At 41.5% G+C, this 24493-nt stretch carries 25 protein-coding genes and 1 tRNA gene; 15 read left to right on the top strand and 11 right to left on the bottom strand.

Annotated elements, in window-relative coordinates:
• The first annotated feature begins 49 nt into the window (after window positions 1–49).
• The 15 genes from murA (at window position 50) to F3G86_RS05795 (ending at window position 12942) form a co-directional block, all read left to right on the top strand.
• Window positions 50–1318, top strand: a complete 1269-nt coding sequence (gene murA, locus F3G86_RS05865) for a UDP-N-acetylglucosamine 1-carboxyvinyltransferase (protein WP_149723292.1) — start codon at window positions 50–52, stop codon at window positions 1316–1318.
• A gap of 2 nt (window positions 1319–1320) precedes the next feature.
• Window positions 1321–2481 (top strand): molybdopterin molybdotransferase MoeA, encoded by a 1161-nt coding sequence (locus tag F3G86_RS05860; protein ID WP_149723291.1) that lies wholly within the window; start codon window positions 1321–1323, stop codon window positions 2479–2481.
• Between the two features lie 50 nt (window positions 2482–2531).
• A tRNA-Gly gene (locus tag F3G86_RS05855) sits at window positions 2532–2606 on the top strand.
• Window positions 2607–2671: 65 nt separating this feature from the next.
• Window positions 2672–3478 (top strand): flagellar basal body P-ring formation chaperone FlgA, encoded by an 807-nt coding sequence (gene flgA, locus F3G86_RS05850; protein WP_107916751.1) that lies wholly within the window; start codon window positions 2672–2674, stop codon window positions 3476–3478.
• Entirely contained in the window at window positions 3475–4026 is a 552-nt protein-coding gene (locus F3G86_RS05845) for a UbiX family flavin prenyltransferase (RefSeq protein WP_149723290.1), read from the top strand. Before flgA ends, F3G86_RS05845 begins: the two co-directional genes overlap by 4 nt.
• Window positions 4023–4493: a pantetheine-phosphate adenylyltransferase gene (gene coaD / locus F3G86_RS05840; protein ID WP_021092340.1), complete on the top strand. Its 471-nt coding sequence runs from the start codon at window positions 4023–4025 to the stop codon at window positions 4491–4493. Before F3G86_RS05845 ends, coaD begins: the two co-directional genes overlap by 4 nt.
• A gap of 1 nt (window position 4494) precedes the next feature.
• Window positions 4495–5082, top strand: coding sequence for a dTMP kinase (gene tmk / locus F3G86_RS05835; RefSeq protein ID WP_149723289.1), 588 nt, complete (start codon window positions 4495–4497; stop codon window positions 5080–5082).
• A 29-nt stretch (window positions 5083–5111) separates the two neighbouring features.
• Window positions 5112–6338, top strand: a complete 1227-nt coding sequence (gene hisS / locus F3G86_RS05830) for a histidine--tRNA ligase (protein ID WP_149723288.1) — start codon at window positions 5112–5114, stop codon at window positions 6336–6338.
• Window positions 6335–8170, top strand: a complete 1836-nt coding sequence (speA, locus tag F3G86_RS05825; protein ID WP_103558040.1) for a biosynthetic arginine decarboxylase — start codon at window positions 6335–6337, stop codon at window positions 8168–8170. The genes hisS and speA overlap by 4 nt, the downstream gene beginning before the upstream one ends.
• 11 nt (window positions 8171–8181) lie before the next feature.
• On the top strand, window positions 8182–9360 hold the full coding sequence (locus F3G86_RS05820; protein WP_149723287.1) for a pyridoxal phosphate-dependent aminotransferase: 1179 nt from the start codon (window positions 8182–8184) through the stop codon (window positions 9358–9360).
• Window positions 9360–9563 carry a sulfur carrier protein ThiS gene (thiS, locus tag F3G86_RS05815; RefSeq protein WP_149723286.1) on the top strand — a complete coding sequence of 68 codons (204 nt, stop codon included), beginning with the start codon at window positions 9360–9362 and terminating at the stop codon, window positions 9561–9563. Before F3G86_RS05820 ends, thiS begins: the two co-directional genes overlap by 1 nt.
• A gap of 7 nt (window positions 9564–9570) precedes the next feature.
• Window positions 9571–10422, top strand: a complete 852-nt coding sequence (gene thiF / locus F3G86_RS05810; protein ID WP_149723285.1) for a sulfur carrier protein ThiS adenylyltransferase ThiF — start codon at window positions 9571–9573, stop codon at window positions 10420–10422.
• A complete protein-coding gene (locus F3G86_RS05805; RefSeq protein ID WP_149723284.1) occupies window positions 10423–11187 on the top strand; it encodes a thiazole synthase in 765 nt (254 codons plus the stop codon).
• Window positions 11187–12341, top strand: a complete 1155-nt coding sequence (gene thiH, locus F3G86_RS05800) for a 2-iminoacetate synthase ThiH (protein ID WP_149723283.1) — start codon at window positions 11187–11189, stop codon at window positions 12339–12341. The genes F3G86_RS05805 and thiH overlap by 1 nt, the downstream gene beginning before the upstream one ends.
• A complete protein-coding gene (locus F3G86_RS05795; protein ID WP_149723332.1) occupies window positions 12334–12942 on the top strand; it encodes a thiamine phosphate synthase in 609 nt (202 codons plus the stop codon). Before thiH ends, F3G86_RS05795 begins: the two co-directional genes overlap by 8 nt.
• A gap of 36 nt (window positions 12943–12978) precedes the next feature.
• Here the strand turns inward: F3G86_RS05795 and F3G86_RS10475 are convergent, their stop codons facing one another.
• The 11 genes from F3G86_RS10475 to F3G86_RS05740 form a co-directional block, all read right to left on the bottom strand.
• On the bottom strand, window positions 12979–13320 hold the full coding sequence (locus tag F3G86_RS10475) for a hypothetical protein (RefSeq protein WP_188116430.1): 342 nt from the start codon (window positions 13318–13320) through the stop codon (window positions 12979–12981).
• Between the two features lie 228 nt (window positions 13321–13548).
• A complete protein-coding gene (gene mog, locus F3G86_RS05785) occupies window positions 13549–14088 on the bottom strand; it encodes a molybdopterin adenylyltransferase (protein WP_149723282.1) in 540 nt (179 codons plus the stop codon).
• Between the two features lie 13 nt (window positions 14089–14101).
• Window positions 14102–15754 carry an ATP-dependent metallopeptidase FtsH/Yme1/Tma family protein gene (locus F3G86_RS05780; RefSeq protein ID WP_149723331.1) on the bottom strand — a complete coding sequence of 551 codons (1653 nt, stop codon included), beginning with the start codon at window positions 15752–15754 and terminating at the stop codon, window positions 14102–14104.
• Window positions 15741–16979, bottom strand: a complete 1239-nt coding sequence (gene mtaB, locus F3G86_RS05775; protein WP_149723281.1) for a tRNA (N(6)-L-threonylcarbamoyladenosine(37)-C(2))-methylthiotransferase MtaB — start codon at window positions 16977–16979, stop codon at window positions 15741–15743. Before mtaB ends, F3G86_RS05780 begins: the two co-directional genes overlap by 14 nt.
• Window positions 16979–18568, bottom strand: coding sequence for a mechanosensitive ion channel domain-containing protein (locus tag F3G86_RS05770; RefSeq protein WP_103573081.1), 1590 nt, complete (start codon window positions 18566–18568; stop codon window positions 16979–16981). Before F3G86_RS05770 ends, mtaB begins: the two co-directional genes overlap by 1 nt.
• Window positions 18565–19602, bottom strand: a complete 1038-nt coding sequence (aroB, locus tag F3G86_RS05765) for a 3-dehydroquinate synthase (RefSeq protein ID WP_149723280.1) — start codon at window positions 19600–19602, stop codon at window positions 18565–18567. The genes F3G86_RS05770 and aroB overlap by 4 nt, the downstream gene beginning before the upstream one ends.
• A gap of 3 nt (window positions 19603–19605) precedes the next feature.
• Window positions 19606–21024: a COG3400 family protein gene (locus F3G86_RS05760; protein ID WP_149723279.1), complete on the bottom strand. Its 1419-nt coding sequence runs from the start codon at window positions 21022–21024 to the stop codon at window positions 19606–19608.
• 103 nt (window positions 21025–21127) lie between these two features.
• Window positions 21128–21688 (bottom strand): ABC-type transport auxiliary lipoprotein family protein, encoded by a 561-nt coding sequence (locus tag F3G86_RS05755; RefSeq protein ID WP_149723278.1) that lies wholly within the window; start codon window positions 21686–21688, stop codon window positions 21128–21130.
• Complete coding sequence (locus tag F3G86_RS05750) at window positions 21685–22620, bottom strand: MlaD family protein (protein WP_148786852.1); 936 nt, start codon at window positions 22618–22620, stop codon at window positions 21685–21687. Before F3G86_RS05750 ends, F3G86_RS05755 begins: the two co-directional genes overlap by 4 nt.
• The gene (locus tag F3G86_RS05745; RefSeq protein ID WP_149723277.1) at window positions 22621–23361 is read right to left on the bottom strand and encodes an ABC transporter ATP-binding protein; all 741 of its coding nucleotides are present in this window, start codon (window positions 23359–23361) and stop codon (window positions 22621–22623) included.
• Window positions 23358–24464: an MlaE family ABC transporter permease gene (locus F3G86_RS05740; protein ID WP_149723276.1), complete on the bottom strand. Its 1107-nt coding sequence runs from the start codon at window positions 24462–24464 to the stop codon at window positions 23358–23360. Before F3G86_RS05740 ends, F3G86_RS05745 begins: the two co-directional genes overlap by 4 nt.
• Between the last annotated feature and the right edge of the window lie 29 nt (window positions 24465–24493).

Genomic DNA, 24493 nt, shown 5'->3' with positions numbered 1-24493 from the left:
TAAAAACAATATAATCGGCAAAAAAAATATTTTCTTAAGGCAAAAAATAATGATGCACTATTTAAAAATAGAAGGCAATGCCAAATTAAGCGGCGAAGTAAAGATCAGTGGAGCCAAAAATGCCGCCCTACCTATCATCGCCCTAACCCTACTTGCTAAAAATAAGATAAATTTAACAAATATCCCAAATGTCGCTGACATAAAGACGCTTTGCCAGTTGCTAGTTAATCTTGGAGCAAAGTGTGAATTTAAAGATGAAAACTCACTAAGTATCGACACGAGCAGCGTAAATTCGACCACGGCAAACTACGACATCGTTAGAAAGATGCGCGCTTCTATCTTGACGCTTGGTCCGCTTCTAGCGCGCTTTGGACACTGCGAAGTGAGCCTTCCTGGAGGCTGTGCGATCGGACAAAGACCAATAGATCTGCACCTAAACGCACTTGAGAAAATGGGCGCAAATATCGAGATAAAGCAAGGCTACGTTGTCGCAACCGCACCAAATGGTCTAAAAGGTGCAAAGATCGTTTTTGATAAGATCACCGTAACTGGCAGCGAAAACATCATCATGGCAGCAGCTCTTGCGCATGGCACGACAGAGCTTTTCAATGTCGCGCTTGAGCCTGAAGTGGTGCAAATTTGTGAAATTTTAGCAAGAAGTGGCGTCAAGATCGAAGGCATAGGCACAAGCGAGCTAAAGATCACTGGTAGCGGTCAAAAGCTACTTGAAATTTGCGATATCGAAGTCATCCCTGATAGGATCGAAGCTGGCACATACCTTTGCGCTGGAGCTATCACAAATAGTAAAATTTCAGTCACAAAGGCAAATGCTGCGCACATGACAGCCATTTTAAATAAATTTGAAGAGATGGGCTTTGGCATCGAAATAGACGGCGATAAGATCACTATTTTGCCGACAAATGAGATAAAACCAGTCGAGATAAGAACGACTGAGTATCCTGGCTTTCCAACCGATATGCAAGCTCAGTTTATGGCGCTTTGTCTAGCAGCAAATGGCGTTAGCACGATAGATGAGAGACTTTTTGAAAACCGATTTATGCACGTTAGTGAGCTGGCTAGAATGGGCGCTGATATCCGCCTAAATGGTCACATCGCAAGCGTTTATGCCCCTGCAAATTTAAATGCAGCTGATGTCATGGCGACTGACCTTAGAGCAAGCTCGGCGCTGATACTAGCCGCTCTCATCGCAAATGGCGAGAGCTTGGTGCATAGAATTTACCACCTTGATAGGGGCTACGAGAGGCTTGAGGAGAAATTTAAAAGCCTTGGAGCAAAAATAGTTAGGCTTGAGGAGTAAAAATGCTAGTAAATGACGCACTTGAGGCTTTAAAAGCTAAATTTAAACCAAAAAATGAGAGTGAAATTTTACCCATAAGCGAGGCTCTTGGCAAAACCTTAGCAAATGACGTCATAGCGGTCAAAGACCTGCCCTGCTTTGATAACTCAGCGCTTGATGGCTTTGCTGTTAAATTTGATGAGAAAGATGAACCTTATAAGATCATCGCAAGTGCCTTTGCAGGCGATAAAGAGCAGCTAGCTATCGGCAAAAACGAGTGCGTGAAGATAATGACAGGTGCAAAGATGCCAAAAGGCGCTGACACGGTCATGAGGTTTGAAGATTGCGTGGTTGAGGGTGAGTTTGTAAAAGCGCCAGCTAAGCTTAAAAAAGGCGAAGCTTACCGCTTTAAAGGCGAAGAGACAAAGGTTGGTGAAATTTTGCTAAAAAGTGGCGAAATTTTAAATACAAGAAGTGTGATGATGCTAGCAGCTCAGGGCATAAGCTTTATAGATGTGAAAAAGCAACCTAGTGTTGGAATTTACTCAAGTGGCAACGAAATCATTGAGCCTTGGCAAAGAGCTAGCGAGGATGAAATTTACAATGCAAACGCACTTGGCATCACCGCACTTTTAAGCTCAATCGGTCAAAAAAGCTCATATCTTGGCATCATAAAAGATGATCTAAGCGCTGTAAAACAGGCATTTTTAAACGCTGCAAACTACGATATCGTTATCTGCTCTGGTGGAGCGAGCGCTGGTGAGGCTGACTTTATGAAGATAGCCCTAAGTGAGCTTGGATACAACGAAATTTTCTCGCACCTTGACATAAGACCTGGCAGACCTTGCAAGGCTTATGAAAAAGATGGCAGGCTTGTTTTTATCTTGCCTGGCAACCCTATGGCTGCTTATCTTTGCACGATGATGCTTGTTTTGCCACTTCTAAAAAGCGAGTGTTTTGTGACGCAAAAAGCTATAAATAGCGAAAATTTAAAGGTAAAATCAGGCAGAGCAAATGCGGTTTTTGGCAATGTAGCTGATGGTAAATTTATAGCAACTGACGGCGGAAAATATGGCTCAGGCATGATAAATCATATATTAAAGAGTGATTTTGTGTTGATAACTAGCCCTGATCAAGGTGAAATTTTACAAAATAGTGAAATTTCACTCATAAAACTTCCATAATCCTTGACAAATGAAAAACAATCTGATAAAATGCGGACTTCATTTTGATTGCGGGAATAGCTCAGGGGTAGAGCACAACCTTGCCAAGGTTGGGGTCGCGAGTTCGAATCTCGTTTCCCGCTCCATCTTTTTTATACTCATTTTTTTACTTTCCACAAAACTTTTTGCAAATGAAGTCAGCATCTATCCGATGTATTGCGTCGTAAATGATCAAATTTCACTCAGTACTTTTGGCTTTGAAGGCGAAGACAATGAAATTTTAAACTTAGATAGCAAAAGAGCTGCCAAGATAGATAGCAAAAAACTCTATGAAATTCTAACAGCAAATTTTAAAACATATAATGATAAAAGCGGCGGCAGCGTAGCTTTTGTAAAAAACTGCTCTATCATGGATGAAATTCAGATGCAATTTCTAAGAGAGATCAGCAACGAGTACCCAGGCATTAGCGTGAGCGATCTTAGCATCAGTCCGCAAAACAAACTCCCTGCAAATTTTAAAGACTTAGTTTTTAAAAATATATTTTTAAACGATCAAAATAGCCAAAAAGGCGTCTTTAGAGCCTCATTTGAGGACGTTGATCTAAGTTTGAAAAGCCTTTATTTTAAATTTAGTTTTAACGCCAAAATGCCAGTTTTTATCGCTATAAACTCAATGAACACAAACCACATTTTAAGCTTGCTTGACTATCAACCAACGATGATCGAGTTTAGCAAATGGCCGCGTGATGCACTCTTTGGACTTAGCGCCTCAACTCTTGTCACAAAAATGCAGATAAGAAGCGGAGAAATTTTAACAAAACGTCAGTTTAACGCCATTAGTTTAGTCAAAAAAGGTCAAATGCTAAACGCAGTTTTAAGCGAAGGTGGCGTCAAGATAATTGCCGAGGTAAAGGCGCTTGAGGATGGAAATTTAGGCGATATGATAAAGATAAGAACAAGAGAAAATAAAATTTTACAGGCCACAGTTTCAGGTAAAGACGAGGCAGTTATCAGATGAAAAAGGTAGTTTTTGCAGCCACTGGAGCAAGCGGGGCTGGGCTTTTTCTAAAGCTAATAAGTGCCGCAAAAGATAGCTGTGAGGCGCATGTCATAGTTAGTAAAAATGCTATGAAAGTTTTAGAGGCTGAAGAAAATTTGAGGCTAAATTTAGACAATATTGGCGTAAAAATTTATGATGATCAAGACCTTGGTGCAGGTCCAGCCTCTGGCTCATTTGGCACGGATGCGATGATCATAGCGCCCTGCTCTACCAACACTCTAGCAAAAGTTGCAAATGGCATAAGCGACACGCTCATCACAAGGGCTGCAAGTGTTGCGCTAAAAGAGAGGCAAACCCTAGTTTTGGGCGTTAGAGAGATGCCATTTTCTACGATCGCGCTTTCACAGATGCAGCTGCTCTCATCTCTTGGAGCTACCATCGCTCCGCCAGTTTTAGGCTACTACGCAGGCATAAAGAGCCTTCTTGATATGGAAAATTTCATCATCGGCAAGTGGCTTGATGCCTTAAAAATCGAAAATAATCTTTACAAAAGGTGGCAAATTTGAAAAAATCTTGCATCTATCCAGGGACCTTTGACCCCATAACAAACGGCCATTTAGACGTTATCATAAGAGCTACAAAAATTTTTGACAAGGTAATCGTCGCAGTTGCAAAAAGTGATAGCAAGCAGCCAATGTTCGCACATGAAAAGCGCATAGAGATGGCAAAAGAGGCAGTTTGCGATCTAAAAAATGTAAGCGTTCTTGGCTTTGATAACTTGCTGGTTGATTTTGCTAAATCGCACGGCATAAACACCGTCATCAGGGGGCTTCGTGCGGTTAGTGACTTCGAGTATGAGCTACAAATCGGCTACGCAAACGCTGCACTCTGGGACGAATTTGAGACGGTTTATCTTATGCCAAGCTTAAATAACGCCTTCATCTCAAGCTCGATCGTCCGCTCAGTCTTGCGCCACGACGGCGATGTGAGCAACCTAGTGCCAGCAAAAATTCTTAAAAATTTAAAGGCGTAAAATGTATGTTTTGTTTGAAGGCATTGACGGCGTTGGCAAGAGCACGCAGATAGAAATTTTAGCTTCTAAATTTAGTGATGCCATCGTCACAAAAGAGCCAGGTGGCACAAAGCTTGGTGAAAATTTACGTGAAATTTTACTAAGCTCAAGCATCAAAATAGGCAAAAGGGCTGAAATTTTACTCTTTTTGGCTGATAGGGCTGAGCATTTTGAAAAGCTGGTCGCTCCAAATTTAGGCAAATTGATTTTAAGCGACAGAGGCTTTATCTCTGGCATCGCCTACGCTTTGGCAAATGATGAAAGCTTAGATGAAAACGTGCTTTTAGAGCTTAATAAATTTGCACTAAATGATAAATTTGCAGACAAGATCGTCTTTTTTGAAGCAAGCCGTGAGCTAATAAGCTCGCGCCTAAAAGCAAGAGGCACCAGCGATAAGATCGAGGCTCGTGGGCTAGAGTATCTTTTTAAAGTGCAAAGCCTGATGAAGCAAATTCTCATCAAAAATAGCTTTGAAACGCTTTTTATAGACGCATCTAAAAGCATAGAGCTAATTTCAAAAGAGATAGAAAATTTTATAAATTTTAAGTAAAATCACAAAAAAATAAAAAGGATAATGCGATGATAACGGCACTTCGTGGCATGAAAGATATGCTTCCAGCTCGCGCAAAACTTTACGCACAGATAATCAAAACCTGCGAGGAAGTCGCAAAAAACTACGGATATGAGCAAATTTTGACCCCGCACCTCGAGGAGACGGCGCTTTTTAAAAGAAGTGTCGGTGAGAGTAGCGACATCGTTGGCAAAGAGATGTATCAGTTTGAAGACAAAGGCGGCAACGACGTTTGCTTGCGCCCTGAAGGCACAGCTGGCGTCGTTAGAGCCTTTATCGAGGCAAAACTTGACAGAGCAAATGTGACAAAACGCTGCTTTTATCATGGCTCGATGTTTCGCTATGAGCGCCCACAAAAAGGCCGCTTAAGGGAGTTTCACCAGTTTGGCTGTGAGTGTTTTGGCGAGGGCAGCGTCTATGAGGATGCGAGCATTATCTTGATGGTGAGCGAAATTTTTAACAGGCTAAACATCAAAACAACCCTAAAAATAAACTCACTTGGCGACGAGAGCTCGATGAAGTCTTACAAAGAAAAACTTGTTAAATTTCTAGATGAAAACAGTGAAAAAATTTGCGAGGACTGCAAAAGACGCAAGCTCTTAAACCCTATCCGCGTGCTTGACTGCAAGATAGAAAGCTGCCAAGAAATTTATAAAAACGCCCCAGTCATAACTGATAGCTTAAGCGATGAGGCGCAGGCTGATTTTGCAAAACTGCAAGAAATTTTAACGGCAAATGGCGTTAAATTTGAGATAGACACTAAGCTCGTTCGTGGGCTAGACTACTACTGCAAGACGGCGTTTGAGTTTATCAGCAACGAGATCGGCTCACAAAGTGCGGTCGCAGGTGGCGGCAGATACGATAGGCTGGTCGAGTATCTTGGCGGTAGAGCAAGTTATGGCGTTGGCTTTGCGATGGGCGTTGAGAGGATAATGGAAATTTTAGGTGAAGCTGGTGATGAGCGAGACGGAGTTTATCTTTGCGCGCTTGATGCGGCGAATGTTGATTTTATCTATAATCTTGGCTCAAAACTTCGCAAAAAATATCAGGTTGAAATTTCTTATGAAGCCAAAAAACTTCAAAAACATTTGCAAAATGCCGACAATAAAAATGCAAAAATTTTCCTTTGCGTGGGCGAAAATGAGATGAAAGAGAATAAAATTTGGTATAAAAATTTAGAGACCAAAGATGAAAAAACGATAAATTTAGATGAGCTTGAAAAGGAGCTGGGATGAATGATTTTGGACTTAGCATTTGGGGCAATTCAAATTTTGTGATAGAAGACGGCAAAGTCTGCATAAACGAAGCTAGCAAGCCAGCGATCATCGATATCGTAAAAGAGATAAGAGACGATGGCTACAGAGGGCCGCTACTACTTCGCTTTCCGCACCTTATCCAAAAACAGATCGAGCAGATCCACGCAAGCTTTGCAAAGGCAAAGAAAGAGTTTGCCTACAAAGGCAGTTTTAACGCCGTTTTCCCGCTTAAGGTCAATCAATATCCTGGCTTTGTAAAAAACCTAGTACGCCTTGGCAAGCCCTATAACTACGGCCTTGAGGCTGGTAGCAAGGCTGAGTTACTTCTAACTATGGCTTATAACAACGACAAAGCGCCTATAACGGTAAATGGCTTTAAAGATAAAGAGATGATAAATATAGGCTTCATCGCCGCAGAAATGGGGCATAACATCACGCTAACGATCGAGGGCTTAAACGAGCTTGAAGCGATTATCGCCATCGCAAAAGAGCGCTTTAAACCAAAACCAAAGATCGGACTTAGAGTGAGACTACACTCGACTGGATCGGGGCTCTGGGCAAAAAGTGGAGGCATACACTCTAAATTTGGCCTAACATCAACCGAACTAATAGAAGCTGTAAAGATGCTAAAAAAGGCAAATTTACTTGAAAATTTCACGATGATACACTTTCACATCGGCTCTCAAATAAGCGAGATCCACCCTCTTAAAAAGGCACTCATCGAGGCTGGCAACATCTACGCTGAGCTTAGAAAAATGGGCGCAACAAATTTAAAAGCGATAAATTTGGGCGGCGGTCTAGCGATTGAATACTCGCAGTTTAAAGAGGAGAGCAGCAGAAACTATACGCTAAACGAATACGCAAACGACGTTGTTTATATGCTAAAAACCATAAGTGAGCAAAAAAAGGAGATCGAACCAGATATTTTCATAGAGTCAGGTCGCTACATCGCCGCTTCTCACGCGCTTTTGGTCGCTCCTGTGCTTGAGCTATTTTCTCAAGAATACACCGAAGAGAAGTTAAATTTAAAGAAAAATAATCCAAATTTAATAACCGAGCTAGTTGATCTTTATAAATCAATCAAGCCTTCAAACGCCCTAGAGTACCTGCACGACGCCATCCACCACACTGAGAGCATCCTTACACTCTTTGATCTAGGCTATGTCGATCTACAAGATAGGTCAAACGCAGAGGTGCTTTTAAGGCTCATTAGCAAAAAGGCTGTCGTGATGCTTGGCAACAAGAGCAACTCAAGCGATCTAACTAAAATTCAAAAAGAGGTTCAAGAGAGATACCTGCTAAATTTCTCGATCTTTCAAAGCTTGCCAGACTTTTGGGGACTAAAGCAAAATTTCCCTATCATGCCACTTGACAGGCTAGATGAGCGCCCTACCCTGCCAGCTTCGATCTGGGATATCACTTGCGATAGCGACGGCGAGATCAGCTATGATGACGAGAAAAATCCGCTACTTTTGCACGACGTGGATGTGGAGAAGGAGGATTATTTCTTGGGATTTTTCCTAGTTGGCGCATATCAAGAGGTGATCGGCATGAAGCACAATCTCTTTACTCATCCAACAGAAGCTACCGTGGAGATAACAAGCGATGGCTACAAGATCACAAATTTACTAGAGAGCCAGTCGATCCTTGATATCATGGAGGACATGGACTACGATATCTACGAGATCCAAGACACTCTAAATGAGCGCTTAGAGAAATCAACTCTGATAAACGAAACACAAAAGAAGCAAATTTTGGGCGAACTTTATCTATTTTTAAATGATAATAGCTACTTAAAGACAATCAACTAAAAAGGACGAAAATGCAACTAGCAAACAGAATGCAAACATTAAGCGAGTCAATCACAATCGCGATCAGCACAAAAGCCAAAGAGATGAAGGCTGCTGGCATCGACGTGATCTCACTTTCAGCTGGTGAGCCTGACTTTATGACTCCAAAAAAGATAAGAGAAGCTGTAAAAAATGCACTTGATAACGATAGCAAAAGCGGCAAATACACGCCAGTACCAGGTTTGCCTGAGGTCATTGATGCCATTAGAGCAAAGTTAAAAAGAGATAATGGGCTTGACTACAAAGCAAATCAAATCGTCACAAACATCGGCGCAAAACACTCACTTTTTAATGTATTTCAAGCGCTTATCAACCCAGGCGACGAGGTCATCATCCCATCTCCATACTGGGTGAGCTACCCTGAGATCGTTAAATTTTGTGGCGGCGTGCCTGTCTTTATCGAGGCGGACGAGAGCACAAATTTCAAAGTCACAGCCGAGCAGCTAAAAAAAGCGATCACACCAAAAACAAAGGTCTTTTCGCTAAATCACCCAACAAATCCAACTGGAGCTGTATATACAAAAGAGGAGATCGCGGCATTTGGAGAGGTTTTAAAGGGCACTGACATCATCATCACAAGCGATGAAATTTATGAAAAAGTGATCTACGGCAAGAAATTTCACGCAGTAGCCTCAGTGAGCGAGGATCTTTTCAAAAGAACGGTCACGATAAATGGACTAAGCAAATGTGGCGCGATGCCTGGCTGGAGATTTGGCTATATCGCAAGCTCGATGGACTGGCTAATTGCTGGCATCAAAAAGCTTCAAAGCCAAAGCACAAGCAACATTAGCTCGATCGTGCAAATAGGCGCTATCCCGTCACTTCTTGGCGAAACTGATGACGATATCGAAAATATGAGAAAAGAGTATGAAAGAAGACGCGATGTGGCAGTTGAGATGATAAATGCTATCCCTGGGTTAAGCGTAGTTAAGCCTGATGGCGCATTTTATCTATTTGTAAAATGCAAAGAGGTAGATGGCGACTCACTTAGGTTTTGCAAAAAGATGCTTGAAGAGGTAAATGTAGCGACCGTGCCAGGAGTTGGCTTTGGCATGGATGGATATTTTAGAATTTCTTTTGCGACAGACATCGAGAGCATAAAAAGAGCGATCGAGAGGATCGCAAATTTTGTAAAAAGCTACAAAATTTAATGATCAAATTTAGAGTAAATGGCAAAATTTTCGAGCTTGAAAACGATATAAACGTTTATGATTTTTTAGCACAAAATGGCTATGAGCTTAAATTTATAGCCCTTGAGCGAGACGGAGAAATTTTGCCAAAAAAGCTTTGGAGTGAGCACTTCATGAGCGAGGCCAAAGCTTATGAGATCGTCACTTTAGTTGGCGGTGGATGAGGAGAAAATGATAGAGATAGTTTTAAATGGCACAAAATTTAAAGTGCCAGCAAAAAACCTTAGCGAGTTAAAAGAGCTTGCTCTTGGCGATAAAAATAGCCAAATTTACAAATTTTTGGAGAAATTTAACGCAACAAAGCCGGACATTTTTATCGTTGATGGCTTTGCTATAAAAGAAGATAGCGAGCTAAAAGATGGCTCAAATGTCGTATTTATAAGGCGTGGCGTGATGCCTGAGCGTGAAGTTTTACGCTCTATGATCGCCTCACGAAACAGCCCTGAGCTAAATTTAGCCCTAAGTAAAGCCGTGGTCGGCGTGGCTGGACTTGGCGGCCTTGGCTCAAATATCGCCCTAAGTCTTGCAAGAGTTGGCGTAAAAAAGCTAGTGCTTGCCGACTTTGACGTCGTTGAGCCAAGCAACCTAAACCGCCAGCAGTATTTCGTCCGCCACATCGGCTTGAAAAAGACGCAGGCGCTTAAAGAGCTGATAAATGACGTCAATCCCTTTGTCGAGGTCGAGGCTCACGATATATTTTTGGATGAAAAAAACGTAGCTAGCGTCTTTGGCGAGTGTGAAATTTTATGCGAAGCCTTTGACAACGTCGCTGGCAAGGCGATGATACTAAACGAAGCTGGAGCTAGCTTAAAAGAGAAAAAAATTATCGGCGCCTCTGGCATGGCAGGATACTTTAGCTCAAATCTCATAAAAACCATAAAATTTGCCAAAAATGTCTATCTTTGTGGCGACCTCACAAATGAAGCAAAGATCGGTCAAGGGCTCATGGCGCCACGCGTTGCGATCTGCGCAAATCATGAGGCAAATTTAGCTATTAGGCTACTTATGGGCTTGGAGGCGTAAGTGCAAAGTGATAGCTTGATCCTTGGCGGCAAGGAGTTTCAAAGCCGCTTTATCCTTGGCTCTGGCAAGTACTCGCACGAGCTCATCGACTCAGCCATAAACGAGGCTGGAGCGCAGATCCTAACGCTTGCTCTTAGGCGCATAAACGAGAGCAAAGAGCGCAATATACTTGACTTTATCCCAAAAGGCGTGACGCTATTGCCAAACACAAGTGGCGCTAGAAACGCCAAAGAGGCCGTTCGTATCGCCCAGCTCGCACGTGAGCTTGGATGCGGCGAGCTTGTTAAGATAGAGATCATCACTGACTCTAAATTTCTCTTTCCAGACAACGTTGAAACCATAAAAGCGTGCGAAGCCTTGGCAAATGACGGCTTTGTGCCGATGCCATATATGTTTCCAGATCTAAACGCCGCAAGAGCGATGCTAAGTGCGGGAGCAAGTTGTATCATGCCTTTAGCTGCGCCAATCGGCTCAAATCAGGGGCTAGTTTTTAAAGATATCATTGAAATTTTGATAAACGAGCTTGATACGCAGATCATAGTTGATGCTGGCATTGGCAGGCCCTCACAAGCGTGCGAAGCGATGGAGATGGGGGCGGCTGCGATCATGGCAAACACAGCTATCGCCTCATCTAAAAATATCCCGCTCATGGCAAGAGCCTTCAAAGAGGCTATTATCGCTGGTCGCAACGCCTATCTAGCAGGGCTTGGCGCAAAGAGCAAAAGCGCAAATGCCTCATCACCACTCACTGGATTTTTAGACTGATGAAATTTACAAGAACCGACCACATGCAGCTGCTACCTCACATGCAGGATGTTGGCAGCGACATTATGGATGAGATTTTAAAAGAGCGAGCGAATTACAAGCCTGAAATTTACACCGAGGCTGACGTAAAAGCAGCTCTTAATGCAAAGCACTGCTCGCTTGAAAATTTAAAAGCCCTACTCTCGCCTGCAGCAGTGCCATTTTTAGAGCCAATAGCCCAGCTCGCTCAGGCAAAAACAAGGGCAAATTTTGGTTCAAACATCACGCTTTTTACCCCGCTTTACATAGCAAACTACTGCGATAATCTCTGTGTTTATTGCGGTTTTAACGCTAACAACAAGATAAAAAGAGCAAAGCTAAGCGACGAGGAGATCACAAGAGAGCTAAGAGAAATTTCAAAGAGCGGCTTGGAAGAAATTTTGATCCTAACTGGTGAGAGCGAGACCAACTCAAGTGTCGCCTACATCGCAAACGCCTGCGCTTTAGCAAAGAAATTTTTTAAAGTCGTTGGGGTTGAAATTTACCCATTAAATTCAGACGGCTACGCCCTACTTCACAAAAGTGGCGCAGACTACGTGACCGTCTTTCAAGAGACCTACAGTCCCACAAAATACGAAAAAATCCACCTTGGCGGCAATAAAAGGATCTTCCCATACCGCCTAAATGCGCAAGAGCGAGCGCTTCTTGGAGGCATGAGAGGGGTTGGTTTTGCGGCACTTCTTGGCATAGATGACTTTAGACTTGACGCCTTTGCGACCGCACTGCACGCAAGCTTGGTTCAAAAAAAATATCCGCACGCTGAGATCGCATTTTCATGCCCAAGACTTCGCCCTATCATAAACAACGACCGCATCAATCCTCGCGATGTGGGCGAACGCGAGCTTTTGCAAGTGATCTGCGCTTATAGAATTTTCATGCCAACAGCTAGCATAACGATCTCAACCAGAGAAAAGGCGAAATTTCGCGATAACGCCGTAAAGATCGCCACAAACAAAATAAGCGCTGGCGTAAAAGTGAGCATCGGCGCTCACGGCGAAGAGAAAAAGGGCGATGAGCAGTTTGAAATAAGCGACGACAGAAGCGTGAATGAGATAAAAGCAATGATAAAAGCAAACGGCTTAGAGCCCTTGATGAGCGAGTATGTCTATGTTTAAAATTCTCTGCGTGGCTGATTTTGAAAGCTATGAGGGCGATGACTTTTTAAAGAGGATACAGCTACTTTGCAAGGCTGGCGTGGATGAAATTTTGCTTCGTGCAAAGGGTCTAAGCGAGGCTGATTTTTACGATCTTGCTAGGGTTGTGGCTCAAATTTGTGAAAACTACCGCAAGAAATTTATCATTAATCAATTTTTTGACGTAGCTTGCAAGCTAAATAGCGACTTTTGGCTCACTTCAACACAGCTTGATTTTTTTAAAAATCACGCCGTTTTTTTAGATGAATTTAGAAAAACAGCTAAAATTTACGCCCCAGCTCATGATCTAGAGCAGGCTAGAATTTCAGCCTCTATCGCTGACATGCTCGTTGCTTCTCATATATTTGCCACCTCTTGCAAGGCGGGCTTAGAGCCAAAAGGAGTAAATTTTATAAGCGAGCTAAAAAGCTTAGACAAAGAAATTTACGCACTTGGCGGACTAGATAGTGGGAACTACAAAGAAGCTATAAAAGCTGGCGCAAGCGGAATTTGCTTTATGAGCCTAGCAATGAATGGCGATATAGAGCCTATAAAAAAGATAGCAGAGAGCAAAAACTGCTAAATTTAGTTTAAATTATGCAAAATAATACATAAAATTTTACTCATTTTTACTAGCGATATATGTTTTTATATCAAATATAAGTAGCGTCACAAGCGATGGCAGCATATAGGAGTTTAGCACTAAAAGCAGCGACTTTGTCAAATTTGACTTTATTAAAGTCTCTATGTCAAGGCTGCTGTTGTAGTTAAAAAAATATAGCAAGGCAAACTCGCCAACAAAAACTATGCGAGAGATCTTTAGCAAGATGTCATTTCCCAGTCTTGCAAATTTATCATCTACCACAAGCGACAAAGTGATCCAGCCAAGCAGCCAAATTGCGCAGGCTAAAGCATAAACAGTAATACTTTCATCAAATTTTTCAAGTAGTAAAAATACCAAGGGTTGTAAAAATACAAGGCTAGCGATAAATCAAAGAAGTGAGCTAAAGGCTAGCAGGCAAACACAGCCAAAGATAGAAATGGCCGAGATAAAGCCAAAAACCTCTAACTCAAAATAATATGCTAGCGCATAGGATAAAAAAGAGAAAACAAGCCAAATTTTAATAACAAGTCACCACCTATTTGCAAAGGCAGTGGCTTTTAAATTTAGGCTATCTCTCAAACCCATTTACGAGATTTTCTTTTGTTTTGGGCGGAAAACTTTCATCACGTTTTCATCGGTCTCGATAAATGCACCCTCTATAAGATCGATGCAGTATGGTACCGCTGGAAATACAGGCTCCAAGCACTCTTTTATCGCTTTTGGCTGACCTGGTAAATTTATGATGAGCGCGTGGCCTCTGATACCTGCTGTTTGACGTGAGAGGATCGCTGTTGGGACGTATTTTAAGCTTGCAGCTCTCATTAACTCGCCAAAGCCTGGCATCATCTTCTCACAAACCGCCTCAGTAGCCTCTGGCGTGACGTCTCTTACAGCTGGTCCTGTACCTCCAGTCGTTAGTACAAGGTCGCATCCTAGCACGTCTACCATGTGCACTAGCCTCTCTTTTATGAGATCAAGCTCATCTGGGATCACCTCGTAAAAATACTCTCTCTCGCTTACTATCCAACCTTCAAGTACCTCTTTGATCGCTGGACCTGATTTGTCCTCGTATGTGCCCTCACTTGCGCGATCTGACATAGTCAGAATTCCTATTTTTGCTTTCATTTTTTCTCCTTTATTAGTAGTTTTCATTTAAAATTTTAGCAAGCGTCTCTTTATCCACACTTTCATAAGCAAGCAGATATGAGCTTATCCTTGCGATTTGCTCGTTTGTGCCCTTTAAAAAGGAGATTATCTCCTCTTTTGCCTGCTTTAAAATTTCTTCCACGTCGTTTGGATTTGGCACGAAAGAGTTGCCCATGCCATACTCATAAACCATCTTTGAAGCGATCTCTTTTGCTAAATTTAGATCGTTACTTGAGTTTGAAAAGATGTCGTTCTCATCTATCTCAAGCTTGCACATGCCAGAGATAAGCACCTTTATGCGTGAGAACATCTGGGACTTTGACTCGATCTCTTGCTCAGTCGCCATAAAGCGGTCTTCTATGAGCGAAATTTTTTCAAATTTCACATCAAACCAGTAGGCACTTAGCGCCTTTGCGCCTTGATAGATAGCTTGAATTTTCTTCTCGCTCTCGCTGTAGCTTAGCACCTTTTTCTTGCCGAGCAAGACCTTGTTTAAAACGGCTTCAAAGTCCCTCATTTTTATGACGCTCTCGCCGTTTCTTAGGGCATTTATCGCAGCTTCATTTACAAGCGTGCTAAGTGCTGCACCAGAAAAGCCAACGCTCATCCTAGCAATATCTTCAGCTGGCACTTCGCAGTTTTTATCTTTTAGATATGTGTTTAGGATCGCCACCCTGTCGTTATAATCAGGCATTGATAAAAATATACGCCTATCAAAGCGGCCCGATCTAAGTAGTGCCTCGTCGATCATCTCGATCCTATTTGTAGCAGCTATGACGATGACGCCTGAGTTATCTTCAAAGCCGTCCATCTCGGTTAGCAGCTGATTGAGTGTGGCTTCTCGCTCGTCGTTTCTAGCACCACCCCTGCTCTTGCCAACGGCGTCTATCTCGTCGATAAAGATGATTGAAGGCGCGTAGGATTTGGCTCTACTAAATAGCTCTCTAACTCTTTTTGCGCCCATTCCGACATAAATTTGCACAAAACTCGCGCCATTTTGGTAAAAAAACGGCACATTGGCTTCACCTGCAACCGCCTTTGCCACAAGCGTCTTGCCAACGCCCGGAGGGCCAATCATTAGCACGCCTTTTGGCATTTTGATACCAAAATTTCTATATTTTTGCGGATTTTTAAGAAAATCAACTATCTCACTAAGCTCGCTTTTCACCTCGCTAATGCCTGCCACATCGCTAAATCTCACGTTTGAGATAACTGGCATCGCATTTTGGTTTAGCACGCTTTCTATCTCAAAAGCGCCGTCTTTTTTGTTTAAAAGGCTCTCCTCTTTTTTCTTAATAGCCCTAAAAATATAGGAGTACCAAAGCACAAGGCAAACAAAAATGATGCTTCCCCAGACCATGCCAGGAGTGATATACTGCACGCTTCGCTCGACTGGGACCTTTTTGATGAGCTCTTTTATGTCTATGCCCTCTTTTGTTATAGCAAAGCGGTTATTTTGCGCATAGAGGATAACCTCGTCTTCGTCGATGACCGCTTTATCGATAAAATTTCCATCCATTAGTTGCTTATATTGCGAGTAGGTGATGTTTCGTGGCTCTTTGCTCACAGCAAAAAGTAGCGCTATTATCAGAGCCACAGCGGCTATTATCAGGATGTTTTTCTTGTTAAATTTAAATTTTTGCATAATTGGCATCTGGCTTAATTTCATATTCGCTTACCTCCAACCACTCTTTTGTTATGTCGTTTTGACTAGAAATTTTAGCTTTGTTGTAAAACTGGTCAAAGCCCTCGTAAAAGTCACCGTTTTTTTGCTCGACTAAAATTTTTAAAGTCCCGTTATGTTTTTTTCTAAAATTTTCATTATTTTGCAAAGCTATGCCTTGTAAAATTTTGAGCCTACTCTTTGCCACGTCGCCGCTTACATCACTCTTTAGCGTCGCTGAGTGCGTATCACGCCTTGGCGAATAGACAAAAGCGTGCAAATGCGTGATAGGAAATTTCTTGAAATTTTCCACCGCCTCTGCCCAAATTTCTTCACTCTCACCTGGATGGCCCACGATATAGTCAGTCCCCAAAGCAAAGCCAAGTGAGCTTAGCTCATTAAAAAGCTCTAAGTCGCTAAATGCGTTGTTTCTCCTGCGCATGATCTTTAGCATCGCCTGGCTCGTGTGCTGAAGTGCGATGTGTAGATGGCGCTCCAGCCACTCCTCTTTTAAAATTTCCCTAAAGCTCTCATCTATCTGGCTTGGCTCGATACTGCCAAGTCTTATGCGTCTGATGCCTGAAATTTTGCCTAAATTTGCTAGCAGTTTGCCAAGAGAGCTATTTGTATCTTTGCCGTAACTGCCTATGTTTGTGCCAGTCAGTACTAGCTCATTATAGCCATTTTGAGCTAAAATTCTAGCTTCTTTTAAGATCATCGCCTCGTCCATACTCCTAGCTCTGCCACGCACTGATGGGATGATGCAGTAGCTGCAGTTGAAGTTGCAGCCCTCTTGAATTTTTATAAATGCCTTTGTGTGATTTTCGTAGTTTGTTACGATGTTTTTATCGACTGAGTTTAAATTTCCAAGCTCAAAAAAGGGCTTTTCTTGTTTTAAAAGCTCGTTTAGATCACTCTTTTTGCTAGCTCCAAGCACGCCAAAAATGCCGCTTGCAAACAGCTCCTTACCCTTACTAACTGCGCCACATCCTGTTAGTATGACCTTTGCCCCACGTCTTTTTACGCCATTTATATAGTTTCTAACCCCACTATCAGCCGAGTTTGTCACGGTGCATGAGTTTATGACTACGATATCAGCGCTCTCTTCGTCGTTTGTGATCTCATAGTCTTTTATGTAGCTCTTTAAAAGCTCGGTGTCATAGATGTTTGTGCGGCATCCAAATGTCTTAAAAAATATCTTTTGCATTAGATATTTTCACCCTCTTGCTCAGCGTGAGCTACATGATCGCTTGGCGTTTCTTTCTTGCCTATAAACATAGTTTGCGTTGGGTAAGCTATCTTTATATCATCGTGAGCTAAAAATGCCTCGATTATCTCAGCGCTTATCGTGCTTCTTAGAGCGAGCGTGGCGTATGAGTTTGACATATACCAGCATGAGATATTGATGCCATAAGGCTCAAAAAATGTATAAATTCTTGGCTCTACATTTGGATTTTTGATGCTGTACTGGCTTCTTAGCTTGTTCATCTGGCGTTTTGCGATGTCTGTATAGCCTTTTGAATATTTTTTTACTATATTTTTTGCTAGATAGGCTGCCTTTTTGTGATTGCTATCAAAGCTTATCACGACATCTATGCCGTCCCAAACTGTCTTCATGCCGTAGTGCGAGTAGTTTGCGATGAGGTCTGTAAAGATATAGTTATTTGGCACAAAGATGATCCTGCCTGCACGGCGGTTTGTCTTATAAGTTGAGTAGCTAACGTCTTCAAAAACGGTTAGGCGAAGCAGTGAAATGTCTATCACATCGCCCACAAATTCGCTCCCGTCGTGATAGACCCTTACGCGGTCTCCCACGTGGATCGTGCCGCCAAACATGATAACCATCCAGCCAAGCATACTCATAAACATATCCTTCATCGCGATGGCGATACCAGCTGAGGCAAAACCTAGCACGGTTACTAGATACGTGACGTTTTCGATGTATGAAAAGAGTAGGATTATGATGATAACGGTGATGTTTAGCACGTTTAGAAATTTATTGACAGTGTAAAATCTCTCGTTATCCGTGATCGTTCTTTTAACGATAAATTTAGCGATAAATGTTAATCCGATCGTTAGAAGGATGACGATGGCTGTGTAGCCCATGCTTAAAAACTGAGCCTTGATGTCAGAGGTCGTCAAATTTATCGCTTCATCAGCCCTTTTTTCATAGACGCTATAAGTGGTATCAGCGATCTGTTTTGCTGCTTTGAAGTCGCCTATCTCTTGTTTTACAAGGTTTAGACTTGCTCTATTTTGCTCGCTATCATCTATCAAATTTAGTCTATTTAGCAAATTTTCTTTTGCTTCAAGCTTTTCAAGCAAGGTGTCAAGCTCTTTGATGTGCCTTTGGTACTCGATCTTGTCGCTTCTTATCTTTTTGATGTATGAAAAGCCAGATACTAGCGCAACTGGGCTATTTATCCTAGGCGGCGTCTCCATTTCTGGTGCTGCTAGCATATTTGAAAATGGCGTTTTCTCATACTCTTTTAGCAAATTTATCTGCTCTTTTAGAGTTTGACTTCTCTTTATGAGATCGCCACCTCTTTTTGAGCCTTTATCAAGCTTTTTAAGCTCATTTTCATTTTGCTCTAGCTCATCAAGAAGCTTTTGATAGGTGTTGTAGTTGGCGTATCTTGTGATCCAGATGTTATTTTTTAGGGAGTTATCTAGGTTTGAAATTTCTTTTATAAGCTCGCTATTTTGTAAATTTTGTGAGACATTTTGCTCAAGTGTAGCGTTTTCTTCAGCATAAAGTGCAAAGCAAAAAAGTAGAAAAACTAGGATCTTTTTCATTTAAATTCTCTCAAAGTTTCTAAAACGTCCTCTTTTTTGACGTCATTTTTGATGATCGCACTGCCGATTTTATCTGCGATGATGAAATTTATCTTATCACCTTTTGTCTTTTTATCCATAAAAAACGCCTCGTAAAATGCATATTCATTTTCTATTTTGTAGCTTACAGGCAGATCAAATTTCACCAAAACCTGCTTGATCTCTTCTGCCTGCGCCTCACTCATGAGACCTAGTCTAACGCTTAGGCGATTTGCCATATTCATACCTATCGCCACCGCTTCGCCGTGTAAAAATTCCTTGTAATTTGTCTCATTTTCTATGACGTGAGCAAAGGTGTGACCGTAGTTTAGGATAGCTCTTAGCCCCTTTTCTTTCTCGTCTTGCTCGACCACTCTAGCCTTTAAATTTATTGATTTTTCAACTAGCTTAGCTAAGTTTTCATCGTCTAAATTTACACTCTTTAGCCAGTTAAACATCTCTTTATCAAATGTTATCGCCATCTTTAAAGCCTCAGCCACGCCAGCTGCAAACTCTCTCTTTGGCAATGTTTTTAAGAAATTTATCTCACAAAAAACTGCCTTTGGCTGATAAAAAGAGCCGATTAAATTTTTACCAAATTTGTTATTTATACCCGTTTTTCCGCCTACACTTGCATCTACCTGCGCTAAAAGCGTGGTTGGGATATTTATGAAGTTTATCCCTCTTTCATAAATGCTTGCCGCAAAGCCGGTCATATCGCTTATGACGCCACCGCCAAGGGCTATGAGCGTAGATGCGCGGTCAAATTTACTAACAAAAAGCTGCTCTAAAATTTGCTCTATTGTCTCAAGGTTTTTATACTCCTCGCCGTCTGGCACACTTATTATAAATTTCTCATCGCACTTTAAAACGCTAAGTAGCTTTTCAAGGTGAAGCCCCGCAACTTTGGCGTTTGTGACGATACCGACCTTACCTTTTAGCTCCAACTTCTCAAGCTCATTTATATAAATTTTATAGTTTGACGCCTTTTCCTTAAGGTTTAAATTTATCTGCATTTTCTACTCACTTACTGGCACAAAAAGCTGTGCGTTTTGGCTTAGTTTTTTATAAAGTCTATTTAAATTTGTCGATAAAAAGGCAAAAGCGCTACCATTTGCCACGCTCTTGCTAAACATCACAAAATGAAGCAGATCATTTGTACCTTTTAGCTTCACTAGCGGGTTTTTGAGGCTGTGATTTTCTATCTTTATGCGCTTTGAAAAGAGCGTACTAATGCTCTCAAAGTGCTCTTTTAGCGCCTCGTCATCGCTGTGTTTGTTATCAAAATAGTAAAATCTCATCTCCAAATCAAGCTGCGCGCAGCAGTCTGTGATGACAGCTGATTGATTTTCGACCTCTTGGCTTTGATCGCCAAGTATCACGCCCTCTTTTACCTTCGAGAGCAAAATTTTACCCGTTTTTAGCACTGGGATTTTAAGCTCATAAAATAGCTTTTGAAATTTAAAAAAGTATCTATCATCGCTTATGATTAGTCCGATGTCGTGCTTTAAAACGTCATCTTTTATCGATTTATTGTCACTGTTAAAATAATCCATCAAAACAAGGATATTTTTCTCTTTTATCGCCTTTAGCGTCTCTAAATTTTCGCCTAAAGTTGGATTTATCACCCTAAAGATAAGGCGTTTGTTATTTAGCTTTGAATGCACATATAGGCTATCTTTTATGAGCTTGCTAACGCGCTCTTTACTCATTGATCTCATATCTATTAAAGTGTAGATGTTGCTACCAAATGGACTTGGAAACTGCCCGCTTTCGCGTTTTATCGAACGATAAACATTTTGAAGCACGTTTGGATCGCCAACGATTAGCAAGATATCGCTTGGCTGAATCATTGTATTTGGCTTTGGCAAGATGATCTCAGCACCTCTGTAAATAAGCGCTATCCGCCATCTTTTTTGAGCGATCGAGCTTACGTGACGATACATATATGAGCTGCCAATAGGCACCTTAACCTCCATGATCTCGCCCTCGCTAAAGCCGATATTATCAGCATATACAGGCATATCTGGCAGATAGTCCATGAGCCTTGAAGCTGCGATATCTCTGATATCAACCACGCTTAGATGCTTATCACTTGCAAAAGTCTCCTTGCACTTTTCATCAAGCTCCCATGAGTTCATAAAAATGGTCTCTGTCTTTGTGCTGATCTGTCTTAAATTTTCATAAATAGCAACCGCCTCTTTTTCATTGTTGCTTACGATACAAAACTGGCTAAAATAGCCGTCGCTTATGCTCTTTAGCTTTGAAAGGCTTGTTGGGTCAAACTGATAAAATGTGAAATTTTCATAATTTGCCTTTTGGCTAAGGTCTTCGTTTGAAACAACGATGTAGTGGTGTAAATTTGACTTTGCTCCAAGAAGTCTGCTTAAAAAATTTCTTGCAAAAGCTCCATCTGCGATTATTAAAATTTTCTTCATTAATTCTCCGTATTTTAAAGCCGCATTATAACAAAAGGTCTTTAAAATAAGCTATTTTTGGCTGTAAATTTAATCTTTCACAGCCAAAAAATTTAAGAAAATTTTAGTAGATTATTTCAGAGATTAAAGTATCGATAGCTAAATTTGCAGCCTTATTTATCGTTTCAAAAATAGTGCTTGAGCTTGGATCTGGGCAGAAAATTTCTTTTGTGATCATGCCTGATTTTAGCGAGGTGTTTGCGTTAAATAGCTCGTAAGCTAGCGAAACTTCGGCCTTGTCGCCTCTTATTTGCAGTGATATGATGCTAACTTTTAGCCTAAGATCCTTTGCATTTGGCGAAAATATCGGCTTTGCAGCGCAGTTTGAGTAAAGCCCTTTTACGAGCGACTTATAGACCATCTCGCTTGGCTCAGAGACAAATTTAGCGTCGCTCAAGTATCTTATCTTATTATTTTCAGCGACGATTAGGATCTTTCTGGTATCGACCATATCAAGGGCGCTCACGTTTTCGATGAAGACATTTTTTAGCTCTTTTTGCTTGTTTTCAGCCGAGCACTCCTTATTTGAGTAGTGTATCTCATACATCGTAGCTTGTGGTACGTCGGTCTTTAGCGAGCAGCCAAAAAATAAAAATGCAGCCGCAGCGTATATCAAATTTCTCATTTTTTGTCCTTTTTATCTGTATTTGGCACTGGATTTGTAAAGAAAAACTCGTAAGGATTGTCCTCAAGTCTTTGAAGCGCACCCCTAAACTCACGAAGCGTCTTGTCAAATCCATTTAAAAAATCGCTAGCCTCTCTAAGCAGCGGCGAGAGCGTGTTTCTAAGGTCATACTCGCCGTTTTTTACCTTTTGAGTGACGATGTCTTGAAGCGAGCTATATCCAGTGACGGCTGAATTTGCTGATTTGAAAACTGAATTTGCACTTGCTATTAGCGTGTTTAAATTTTTAGCAAGCTCTTTTGTGTCAGTTTTGTTTAAACTATCGGTGAAATTTTTTACATTTTTAACGATGCTATCAACCTCGCTTAGACCATTTTCATCGGTTAAAACCTGTGTAAATTTATCGATATTTCTTAGGATCGACTCGATGTGAGAGATATTTTCAGCCGAGAAAAAGCCATCAACCTTATCAAGGGTTTGATTTATTTTTAAAGTGATGTTTTCAGCGTTGTTTCCAAGCTTTGAAAGAAGGCTCTCTTCAAGCTGCAATATAGGCTTATCGCCTGGTTTAAAATCCTTCGTACCTCGGCTTATATTTATACTAGCCACGCCACTAATAGCCTGAACTTCGATGCTTGCCACGCTATCAGCCTTGATAGGCAGATCCTCTCTTATCTTCATCGTGATGTTTATAAGAGCATTTTTATCATCGACAAAATTTATATCGCTAACGCTTCCAGCTGGCACGCCTATAAATTTAACCGTAGAATCCACCTTTAATCCGCTTGGCAGCTCGCTTGTGTGGATGTAATACTCCTTAAAATCAACTTTTGTGTTATTTTTGCTAGTCATCCACCAGATAAATATCGCAAATGCTGTAAGGCAGGCTATGAAAAACATGCCAACAATGGTATAAGAATTTCTATTTTCCATCTACTTTTTCCTCATTTTAAATAGCTCTTCAAGCGGGTTATTTTCAAGATGTTCAAGCTCTTTTATATCTCCCTCAAAGGCTATCTTTTTGTTATCTATTATCAAAAATCTATCCAAAATATCAAAAATGCTATCAGCATCATGCGTCACCATGACGACTGTTACGCCGATGCTATCACGAAGCTCTTTTATGAGCGCGTCCATCTGGCGTGAGCTAACTGGATCAAGGCCGCTGTTTGGCTCGTCCAAAAATAGCACCCTAGGGCTTAGCACTAAGGCTCTTGCAAGCGCGGCACGCTTTTTCATACCGCCACTTAGCTCGCTTGGATAAAGCATTGATACCTCTTTTTTAAGCCCAACTTTTTGTATCCAAAACATCGCTATCTCATCGATCTGACGCTTGTTAAATTTAGAGTACTCATGGAGTAAAACGCCCACATTATCAAGTATCGTCATCGAGCTAAAAAGCGCTCCAAACTGAAACATCGTCCCGCTTTTTAGCTTGATCTCTTGCTGTTCTTTGGGGCTACTTTTCCACATATTTACGCCATCAAAAAATATATCTCCCTTGCTTGGCTTTTTTAGATATATCATCGTCTTCATAAGTGTGGTTTTACCAGCGCCACTGCCGCCTAAGAAGCCGTAAATTTCAGCCTCCTTGACACTCCAGCTCACGTTATCGTGCATTATCTTATCGCCATAACTTGTCGTTATGTTTTTTCCAACTATTATCTCGTTCATATCTTTAGCCACATAAAAATTATCGCAAAAAATGCATCAAGCGCGATGACCCAAAATATCGCATTTACAACGCTAACGGTTGTCATCGCTCCAAGGCTTTGGGCATTTTGACTAACGCCAAACCCTCTCATGCACCCAATGATCGCTATTACAGCGCCAAAAAACGGCGCTTTTATCATGCCAACAGCAAAGTGCCTAAGCTCGACCATCTCGCGAAATCTATTGAGATAGTCGCTAAAGCTGATGTCAAGAATAGTTTGACAAATGATCATCTGCCCTAAAATGCTTATGCCGTCAGCTATAAAGATGATGACAGGCACGCAAAGCACCATGGCGATGATGCGAGGCAAGACCAAGAAGTTAAATGGCTCAAAACCCATCGTCTTCATCGCGTCTATCTCCTCAGTTAGCTTCATAGCGCCAATTTGAGCGGTAAAGCTGGAGGCCGACCTGCCCGCCACAACGATAGCAGCGATGAGCGGAGCCACCTCTCTAAGCGTTAGCATGCCCATGATCTCAACTATAAATATACTTGCCCCAAAGCTTGCAAGCATCGCACTACCAAGATATGCAAGCACGACGCCTATCAAAAAAGCGGTGAGCGATACGATAAAAACGGCATTTACACCGCCATCTTTTATGTAGTTGCTAAATTCTCTAAACCTTAAATTTGCAGGATTAAATAAAATCCTCACGCTTTTTATCAAAAACTCGCCCAAAAACGAGCCAAACTCAACTAAATTTACAAAACCTTCACAAATTTTCTCACCGAGGCGTGAGAAAAAATTTAGGCTATTGTGCGGTGGCATATATCTAAAGTCGATCTTCTCGTCATTTAGCAGTTCGCCCATCGCCTTTATCTTCTCGTCATTTGTGATGATCTCAAATTTCTTGCCATTTAGCGTGTTTTTTAAAAGGATCAAAACAGCGTAATCAATACTCTTTAGCTCGCTAAAGTCAAATTTAATATTGCCGTTAAGCTTTTGGATTTTTTTAAAAATGCTTTGTAAATTTTTAGCCTCTTTGTAGCTAAACTCACCTGCAAATTTTATGGTCGCAGTGCCGTTTGCTTCGGTAAAAACGATATCATTTCTCTTTTGCAAAAAGTTCCTTTGCCTTAAAATTTCTGGAT

This window comes from Campylobacter concisus, assembly GCF_902460595.1.
In the GTDB taxonomy this organism is placed as follows: domain Bacteria; phylum Campylobacterota; class Campylobacteria; order Campylobacterales; family Campylobacteraceae; genus Campylobacter_A; species Campylobacter_A concisus_BL.
Note: the sequence above shows the minus strand (reverse complement) of the source record. Positions and strands in the feature narration are given on the sequence as shown.

What these genes read in the sequence shown, in the direction of transcription:
- F3G86_RS05780 (WP_149723331.1), bottom strand. Translation starts at nt 15,754, where the DNA reads ATGCAAAAATTTAAATTTAACAAGAAAAACATCCTGATAATAGCCGCT.
- tmk (WP_149723289.1), top strand. Translation starts at nt 4,495, where the DNA reads ATGTATGTTTTGTTTGAAGGCATTGACGGCGTTGGCAAGAGCACGCAG.
- F3G86_RS05755 (WP_149723278.1), bottom strand. Translation starts at nt 21,688, where the DNA reads ATGAGAAATTTGATATACGCTGCGGCTGCATTTTTATTTTTTGGCTGC.
- F3G86_RS05760 (WP_149723279.1), bottom strand. Translation starts at nt 21,024, where the DNA reads ATGAAGAAAATTTTAATAATCGCAGATGGAGCTTTTGCAAGAAATTTT.
- thiH (WP_149723283.1), top strand. Translation starts at nt 11,187, where the DNA reads ATGAAATTTACAAGAACCGACCACATGCAGCTGCTACCTCACATGCAG.
- murA (WP_149723292.1), top strand. Translation starts at nt 50, where the DNA reads ATGATGCACTATTTAAAAATAGAAGGCAATGCCAAATTAAGCGGCGAA.
- F3G86_RS05750 (WP_148786852.1), bottom strand. Translation starts at nt 22,620, where the DNA reads ATGGAAAATAGAAATTCTTATACCATTGTTGGCATGTTTTTCATAGCC.
- F3G86_RS05745 (WP_149723277.1), bottom strand. Translation starts at nt 23,361, where the DNA reads ATGAACGAGATAATAGTTGGAAAAAACATAACGACAAGTTATGGCGAT.
- F3G86_RS05770 (WP_103573081.1), bottom strand. Translation starts at nt 18,568, where the DNA reads ATGAAAAAGATCCTAGTTTTTCTACTTTTTTGCTTTGCACTTTATGCT.
- F3G86_RS05845 (WP_149723290.1), top strand. Translation starts at nt 3,475, where the DNA reads ATGAAAAAGGTAGTTTTTGCAGCCACTGGAGCAAGCGGGGCTGGGCTT.
- hisS (WP_149723288.1), top strand. Translation starts at nt 5,112, where the DNA reads ATGATAACGGCACTTCGTGGCATGAAAGATATGCTTCCAGCTCGCGCA.
- thiS (WP_149723286.1), top strand. Translation starts at nt 9,360, where the DNA reads ATGATCAAATTTAGAGTAAATGGCAAAATTTTCGAGCTTGAAAACGAT.
- mog (WP_149723282.1), bottom strand. Translation starts at nt 14,088, where the DNA reads ATGAAAGCAAAAATAGGAATTCTGACTATGTCAGATCGCGCAAGTGAG.
- F3G86_RS05795 (WP_149723332.1), top strand. Translation starts at nt 12,334, where the DNA reads ATGTTTAAAATTCTCTGCGTGGCTGATTTTGAAAGCTATGAGGGCGAT.
- thiF (WP_149723285.1), top strand. Translation starts at nt 9,571, where the DNA reads ATGATAGAGATAGTTTTAAATGGCACAAAATTTAAAGTGCCAGCAAAA.
- F3G86_RS05860 (WP_149723291.1), top strand. Translation starts at nt 1,321, where the DNA reads ATGCTAGTAAATGACGCACTTGAGGCTTTAAAAGCTAAATTTAAACCA.
- F3G86_RS05820 (WP_149723287.1), top strand. Translation starts at nt 8,182, where the DNA reads ATGCAACTAGCAAACAGAATGCAAACATTAAGCGAGTCAATCACAATC.
- speA (WP_103558040.1), top strand. Translation starts at nt 6,335, where the DNA reads ATGAATGATTTTGGACTTAGCATTTGGGGCAATTCAAATTTTGTGATA.
- flgA (WP_107916751.1), top strand. Translation starts at nt 2,672, where the DNA reads ATGTATTGCGTCGTAAATGATCAAATTTCACTCAGTACTTTTGGCTTT.
- mtaB (WP_149723281.1), bottom strand. Translation starts at nt 16,979, where the DNA reads ATGCAAAAGATATTTTTTAAGACATTTGGATGCCGCACAAACATCTAT.
- aroB (WP_149723280.1), bottom strand. Translation starts at nt 19,602, where the DNA reads ATGCAGATAAATTTAAACCTTAAGGAAAAGGCGTCAAACTATAAAATT.